Genomic DNA, 6,760 nt, shown 5'->3' on the forward strand with positions numbered 1-6,760 from the left:
TAGAGAATAATCACGTTGGGTGCGTTTGAACTCAGTCATCATCACGTTCTCCGGATTTAAGTCAGGAACGTGTCAACGCTATTCAGGACGGGTCATTGATATAAAAAAAGCCTCGCATTTGCGAGGCTTTTTTGTCGCCAGGAGTCAGCTTTAACGCCGACTCCTGGAGGGCACCGAACCGATTATCCCTTAATAGCTTTCACCAGGTAATCCACGATATCGCCGGTTTTAATCAGCTGTTTCTCGCCGTTACGACGGTATTTGTATTCGATATCGTCGTTGTCGAGGTTACGGTCGCCCAGCACGATGGTGTGAGGAATACCAATAAGCTCCATATCGGCGAACATCACGCCTGGACGTTCTTTTCGGTCGTCCATCAGCACTTCGATACCCTGCGCGCGCAGTTCAGCGTACAGTTTCTCAGCCAGCTCCTGAACGCGGTAGGACTTGTGCATGTTCATTGGCAGAATGGCAACCTGGAACGGCGCAATGGCGTCTGGCCATACGATACCGCGGTCGTCAAAGTTCTGTTCAATTGCTGCTGCCACCACGCGAGTCACACCGATACCGTAGCAGCCCATGGTCAGGGTCTGGTTACGGCCGTCTTCGCCCTGTACGGACGCTTTCATCGCTTCAGAGTACTTAGTACCCAGCTGGAAGATATGACCCACTTCGATACCGCGTTTAATCAGCAGCGTACCTTTACCGTCTGGGCTTGGGTCACCGGCAACCACGTTACGAATGTCAGCGACTTCTGGCGTCGCAACGTCGCGATCCCAGTTGATACCGAAGTAGTGTTTACCATCAATGTTAGCGCCGGCTGCGAAATCGCTCATGGCGGCAACGGTGCGGTCAATAACCACCGGAATTGGCATGTTAACTGGACCCAGAGAACCAGGACCAGCTTTCACCAGCGCACGGATCTCTTCTTCCGTGGCGAAGGTCAGCGGGCTGGCTACCTGTGGCAGTTTTTCTGCTTTCACTTCGTTCAGTTCGTGATCGCCGCGAACCAGCAGGGCAACCAGCGGAGACTTGCTGCCTTCAACCGCTTTCACCAGCAGAGTTTTCACGGTCTTCTCAATTGGCAGATTGAACTGCTCAACCAACTCGGCGATGGTTTTCGCGTTCGGCGTATCGACCAGGGTCATTTCCTGGGTTGCAGCAGCGCGTGGTTCTTTCGGCGCAACGGCTTCAGCGAACTCGATGTTTGCTGCGAAGTCGGAAGAGTCAGAGAAGATCACATCGTCTTCGCCGCTCTGCGCCAGCACCTGGAATTCGTGAGAAGCGCTGCCGCCGATAGAACCGGTATCAGCCTGTACTGCGCGGAAATCCAGACCCATGCGGCTGAAGATTTTGCTGTAAGCCGCGTACATCGCGTCGTAGGTTTCCTGCAGGGATTCCTGAGAGGTATGGAAAGAGTAAGCATCTTTCATCAGGAACTCGCGGGAACGCATCACGCCAAAGCGTGGACGCACTTCATCACGGAATTTGGTCTGGATCTGATAGAAGTTCAGCGGCAGCTGTTTGTAAGAACTCAGCTCGTTACGAATCAGGTCGGTGATGACTTCTTCATGCGTTGGGCCGAGTACGAACGGACGATCGCCACGGTCTGCAATACGCAGAAGCTCCGGGCCGTACTGTTCCCAACGACCGCTCTCTTCCCACAGTTCAGAAGGCTGAACTACCGGCATTAACACCTCGATTGCACCGGCGTTGTTCATCTCTTCACGCACGATGTTTTCGACTTTTTTCAGGACGCGCACGCCGGTCGGTAGCCAGGTGTATAACCCGGAGGCCAGCTTGCGGATCATCCCGGCGCGCAGCATCAGCTGGTGGCTGATAACCTCGGCGTCGGCAGGTGTCTCCTTCAGAGTGGAGAGCAGGTATTGGCTAGTACGCATGTTGTTACGGTTCCAGTTGAACGATCGAACAGGCTCAAGTCGAGCCTGGCACAAAAACAAAAGTGATTTAGTTTACCAGCGAGAAAGGGATGTCAAAAGAGAGCGCGGAGAAATTACCGGGCTTCCAGGGCAAAGACCTCAAATCCTGACGGTGTTACGCGCCAGCGGACGTTAAAGTCCAGCAGCCAGACGGCGTAGGTTTTCCCCTCTTCCTCGTTCTTACGATAGGCCGGACGCGGGTCCTGAGCCAGCACTTCGGCAATAAAACGACGTAAATGCGGGTAGCGTTTTTCCAGACCGATAAGCTGCTGAGCAATCTCATCACTGAAAGTGACGTTAACATCGGCCTGTGGCGCATCCTGGGCGTAGCTGGCGTGAGCGTCAGGAAGCGACTCGGCGAACGGCAGGTAGGGCTTTATATCGACTACCGGCGTACCGTCCACTAAATCAAGCCCGCCGAGTTCCAGAATGACGTGCTCTTTCTGGCAGCGAACGCCGCGCAGTTCAACCAGCGACATCCCGATAGGGTTTGGACGGAAGGTTGAACGGGTGGCAAAGACGCCCATCCGCGCATTTCCGCCGAGGCGGGGCGGTCGCACCGTGGGACGCCAGCCGCCTTCCATCGTCTGATGGAAAACGAACAGTACCCACAGATGGCTGAACGCTTCCAGGCCGCGTACGGCATCGGCCTGGTTGTAGGGTGGTAGCAGGTGCAACTCACCGCTGCAGCTTTTGACCAGCCCCGGCTGTCGAGGTACGGCAAACTTCTCTTTATAAGGAGAACGGATAACGCCTATTTGTTCAAAAACGAATGGGCTCATTGCGCGCTGACGTTAAGGGCTGAACCGACGCATACTGCCTGACGGTAGCAGCCTGGCGCACCGCTGGTGACTTCGCAGCTGTGCAACAGCACCGCATTGGCCTTCATTTTAGAGGCGTTAATCTGCATGCGTTTGCGTGCAGTTGGAATATTCGGTGGTGAATCCTGATTAGTGGCCTGGCATGAATCACCGGAGACTTCGCCCAGATCGCGGAATGGTTTACCGACCAGATCTTCAGCGTTGGTGATAATTCTCACCGGCGTAGCGCGTGGCGCTTTAGGTTTCGCGGTCTCCGTTTTCGCGGGGGTCGCAGTGCTTTGAATAGGTTCAACAGGAGATCTGTTTAGCATGGAACAGCCACCTAACAGGAGCGCTAATAAACAGACCGGTAAAGCACGCATAGTAATTCCTCTATAAAGGGTAGACCAGAGGGGCTATTGAATCAGGTGCTTGCATAAATGACAAGACGGGCATGCGCCCGTCTTGAAAGATACTGCTTAGCGGTAATGCGATTACCAGCCTTTAACAGCGCCGCCGTTAAAGATTTTGTTCGCTGCTTCGTACACTTCATCAGACTGGTAAGCCTGAACGAATTTCTTCACGTTTTCAGCGTCTTTGTTATCTTCACGGGTCACGATCAGGTTCACGTACGGAGAGTCTTTACCTTCAACGAAGATACCGTCTTTCGCTGGAGTCAGGTTGATCTGGCTGGCGTAAGTGGTGTTGATAACGGCCAGAGCAATCTGCGCATCGTCCAGGGAACGTGGCAGCTGTGGTGCTTCCAGCTCAACAATCTTCAGGTTTTTTGGGTTTTCGGTGATGTCCAGCGCGGTTGGCAGCAGACCCACGTCATCTTTCAGTTTGATCAGACCCACTTGCTGCAGCAGCAGCAGGGAACGGCCGAGGTTAGTCGGGTCGTTTGGAACCGCAATCTGGGAGCCTGGCTGCAGTTCGTCCAGAGATTTGATTTTCTTGGAATAGCCCGCGATTGGATAGACGAAGGTATTACCAACGGAAACCAGTTTGTAGCCACGGTCTTTGATCTGCTGATCCAGGTACGGTTTGTGCTGGAAGGCGTTGGCGTCGATGTCGCCTTTGCTCAGCGCTTCGTTTGGCAGAACGTAATCGTTGAAGGTAACCAGCTCAACGTCCAGGCCATATTTTTCTTTCGCGACTTTCTGCGCAACTTCAGCAACCTGCTGTTCTGCACCGACGATCACGCCGACTTTAATGTGGTTTGGATCTTTCTCGTCCTGGCCGCAACCAACAAGTGCCAGAGAACCAATCAGGGCCCCAACTGCCGCAAAGGTTTTAAAATTGAACGCCATGCTTATATCCTTAAACTTTTGAGTTGTGTTGTGTGTAACGCTATTTATGAGTGACTGCCCGAACGATACGATCGCCAGATACTTGAATTAAATAAACCAGAACGACCAGCAATACCAGTACTGTATTCATCACGACAGCATTATATCCAATGTAGCCATACTGATAGCCGATCTGGCCCAAACCACCTGCACCGACGGCGCCGCCCATTGCGGAGTAGCCAACCAGCGTAATCAGGGTGATGGTCGCTGCGTTCACCAGGCCTGGCAGCGCTTCCGGCAGCAGAACTTTACGAACGATCTGCATCGGTGTTGCGCCCATTGCACGGGAAGCTTCAATCAGCCCGGTTGGAATTTCCAACAGTGCGTTCTCCACCATACGTGCAATAAACGGTGCTGCACCGACCGTCAGCGGAACGATCGCCGCCTGCAGGCCGATAGAGGTACCAACAATAATGCGGGTAAATGGAATCATCCATACCAGCAAGATAATGAACGGGATGGAACGGAAGATATTCACCAGCGCAGAGAGAATGCGGTAGAGCTTGCCGTTCTCAATGATTTGCCCCGGACGCGTGGTATATAAAAGCACGCCGACCGGCAGACCAATCACGAAGCCGAAAAAGCCCGACACGAATGTCATCGCCAGCGTTTCCCAGACGCCACGCGCCAGTAACCACATCATGGCCTCAGACATAACCCAGTACCTCTACTTTTACATGGTGTTGCTGCAGCCAGGCGATGGCTGCTTGCGTATCTTCAGGCGTACCGTGCATTTCCGTCAGCATAATGCCGAACTTCACGCCGCCCGCGTAATCCATCTGCGCGCTAATAATGTTGTTGTTCACGTTAAAGCGACGTGCGGTTTCCGACAGCAGCGGAGCATCAACCGAATGGCCGGTAAACTCCATGCGCAGCATCGGTACGCTATCAGCAGTCTGTGCTTCTTTCAGACGCGCCTGGTAATCTTCTGGAATATCCAGATGCAGCGTGGACTGAATAAACTGCTGTGCCAGCGGGGTCTTCGGATGAGAGAAGACTTCGCTTACCGTATCCTGCTCGATAAGCTCGCCGTTGCTGATAACCGCTACACAGTCACAGATGCGCTTTACCACATCCATTTCGTGGGTGATGAGCAGAATCGTCAGACCCAGGCGACGGTTAATGTCTTTCAGCAGTTCGAGGATGGAGCGAGTGGTTGCCGGGTCCAGTGCGCTGGTGGCTTCATCACACAGTAGAACCTTCGGGTTGCTCGCCAGTGCACGGGCAATCGCCACGCGCTGTTTTTGCCCACCAGACAGGTTCGCCGGGTAGCTATCATGCTTGTCGCCCAGACCTACGAGGTCCAGCAGCTCAGTGACACGACGCTTCACTTCATCTTTAGGCGTGTTATCGAGTTCCAGCGGCAGCGCAACGTTGCCAAACACCGTGCGTGAAGAGAGCAGGTTAAAGTGCTGGAAGATCATGCCAATCTGGCGACGCGCTTTGGTCAGCGCCGCTTCGGACAGCGCGGTAAGTTCCTGGCCGCCAACCTGAACGCTGCCTTCTGTCGGACGTTCAAGCAGGTTGACGCAACGAATCAGCGTACTTTTACCTGCACCGGATGCGCCAATGACGCCATAAATTTGTCCCGCAGGCACGTGCAGGCTAACGTTGTTCAGCGCCTGAATGGTGCGGTGGCCCTGCTGGAACACCTTGGTGATATTCGAAAGTTTAATCATTAGATTATTTATTATCGGTTAGGAGTTATCCGTGGCATTTTCTTCTGCCAGAGACGGGCGATGACCGTCAACAAAACGGATGTTAAGGCATCTAGACGGCTAAATCAATCTGATTTATGCGATCGACGCTTTCTTGCCTGTCGAAACATGCGATACTAAGAACACATGCCTTATTCAGGAGCAACACGGTGGCAAAGTCTGTACCCGCTATTTTTCTCGATCGTGATGGCACGATTAATGTCGATCATGGCTACGTTCATGAAATCGATGAATTTGAGTTTATTGATGGCGCTATCGACGCCATGCGCGAATTAAAAGAGATGGGCTATGCGCTGGTGCTGGTAACTAACCAGTCTGGTATCGCTCGCGGGAAGTTTACCGAAGCGCAGTTTGAAACGCTGACGGAATGGATGGACTGGTCTCTCGCAGACCGCGGTGTCGATCTGGACGGCATCTACTATTGCCCACATCACCCACAGGGAACAGTAGAAGAATACCGCCAGGTGTGTGACTGTCGTAAACCGCATCCGGGAATGTTCAAATCAGCGCAGGAGTTTCTGCACATTGATATGGCTTCTTCTTATATGGTTGGTGACAAAGTAGAAGACATGCAGGCAGCTGCCGCGGCGAACGTAGGTACTAAAGTGCTAGTACGTACGGGCAAACCTGTCACCGAAGAAGCGGAAAAAGCCGCGAATTGGGTGATTAATAGCCTTGCAGACCTGCCTGCAGCTATCAAAAAGCAGAAATAAACGGCAAAAAGGTGAAAAGGTGAGCGGTTGAAAGAAAAATGCATTTTTCCTCTTGTCAGCCTGAATTAACTCCCTATAATGCGGCCCCACTGAGACGGAGCAACGGCAAACAAGCCGCCGGGTCAGCGAGGTTCTCCTGAGAACTTCGGCAGAGAAAAGCGAAATTAAACGCTTGACTCTGAAAGAGGAAAGCGTAATATACGCCACCTCGCAACAGTGAGCGAAAGCCGTGTTGCACTG

General features: G+C 53.0%; 7 protein-coding genes. 1 reads left to right on the forward strand and 6 read right to left on the reverse strand.

Annotation, left to right across the window (positions count from 1 at the left end):
• Positions 1–182: 182 nt before the first annotated feature.
• The 6 genes from proS to metN all read right to left on the reverse strand — a co-directional run bounded on the left by proS (position 183) and on the right by metN (position 5,768).
• Entirely contained in the window at positions 183–1,901 is a 1,719-nt protein-coding gene (proS, locus tag ACLGE8_RS22550; RefSeq protein WP_411001351.1) for a proline--tRNA ligase, read from the reverse strand.
• Between the two features lie 113 nt (positions 1,902–2,014).
• A complete protein-coding gene (gene tsaA / locus ACLGE8_RS22555) occupies positions 2,015–2,722 on the reverse strand; it encodes a tRNA (N6-threonylcarbamoyladenosine(37)-N6)-methyltransferase TrmO (protein WP_411001353.1) in 708 nt (235 codons plus the stop codon).
• A complete protein-coding gene (rcsF, locus tag ACLGE8_RS22560) occupies positions 2,719–3,123 on the reverse strand; it encodes an Rcs stress response system protein RcsF (RefSeq protein WP_185669203.1) in 405 nt (134 codons plus the stop codon). The genes tsaA and rcsF overlap by 4 nt, the downstream gene beginning before the upstream one ends.
• Before the next feature lie 111 nt (positions 3,124–3,234).
• Positions 3,235–4,050: a methionine ABC transporter substrate-binding lipoprotein MetQ gene (metQ, locus tag ACLGE8_RS22565; RefSeq protein WP_035891986.1), complete on the reverse strand. Its 816-nt coding sequence runs from the start codon at positions 4,048–4,050 to the stop codon at positions 3,235–3,237.
• 40 nt (positions 4,051–4,090) lie between these two features.
• Positions 4,091–4,744 (reverse strand): methionine ABC transporter permease MetI, encoded by a 654-nt coding sequence (locus ACLGE8_RS22570; RefSeq protein ID WP_185669202.1) that lies wholly within the window; start codon positions 4,742–4,744, stop codon positions 4,091–4,093.
• Positions 4,737–5,768: a methionine ABC transporter ATP-binding protein MetN gene (gene metN, locus ACLGE8_RS22575; protein ID WP_220440821.1), complete on the reverse strand. Its 1,032-nt coding sequence runs from the start codon at positions 5,766–5,768 to the stop codon at positions 4,737–4,739. The genes ACLGE8_RS22570 and metN overlap by 8 nt, the downstream gene beginning before the upstream one ends.
• Before the next feature lie 188 nt (positions 5,769–5,956).
• Between metN and gmhB the strand changes: the two genes are divergently transcribed.
• The gene (gene gmhB, locus ACLGE8_RS22580; protein WP_411001355.1) at positions 5,957–6,520 is read left to right on the forward strand and encodes a D-glycero-beta-D-manno-heptose 1,7-bisphosphate 7-phosphatase; all 564 of its coding nucleotides are present in this window, start codon (positions 5,957–5,959) and stop codon (positions 6,518–6,520) included.
• Positions 6,521–6,760: the final 240 nt, after the last annotated feature.

Source organism: Kluyvera sp. 142486, from assembly GCF_046569695.1.
Taxonomy (GTDB): domain Bacteria; phylum Pseudomonadota; class Gammaproteobacteria; order Enterobacterales; family Enterobacteriaceae; genus Kluyvera.